At 36.6% G+C, this 525-nt stretch carries 1 protein-coding gene; it reads left to right on the top strand.

The window, feature by feature from the left end; translation table 11 throughout:
- A partial coding sequence (locus tag LD28_RS22040; protein ID WP_162182383.1) for an ATP-binding protein occupies positions 1-525 on the top strand: 525 nt, incomplete at both ends.

Raw genomic sequence — 525 nt, 5'->3', positions numbered from 1 at the left:
TCCAGCAAGCGTACGAGAACACCCAGGATATGAATTAGCATTTACTGCTCATAAATCGTTAACACATCAGATTAGATTTTTGTCTCCATTAAAATTATCTGGGTATCAGTCTAGACAAGACATTACGGGGAAAAACATATTAGACCACGTAACTAAATTCTTTGGCGATAGATTCATCAGACAGCGCATTGACTTTACTTGTGGAGCCGCATTTAAATCTATGTGCATTGTTGATATACCATCTAGAATATACCCTGTTTTTACAAATATAATAAATAATGCCTTGTATTGGGTTTGTTTATCCGAAAAGCGAGAGATCAAGATAGATTTAATTGACGGTTTGGTTGTTATAGCTAACTCCGGCCCCTCCATTGATGAGGATGATATTCAAAGGCTATTCACCTTATTTTATAGTAAAAGAGCTAATGGTCATGGTGTAGGGCTCTATTTGTGTCGTGAAAATCTAGCAGTAGCACATCACGATATATGGTACTCCGAATCCAACAACAATGACCCATATTTAAT

This window comes from Aeromonas finlandensis (genome assembly GCF_000764645.1).
Classification (GTDB): Bacteria; Pseudomonadota; Gammaproteobacteria; order Enterobacterales; family Aeromonadaceae; genus Aeromonas; species Aeromonas finlandensis.
This window is presented reverse-complemented; position numbering and strand designations above follow the sequence as displayed.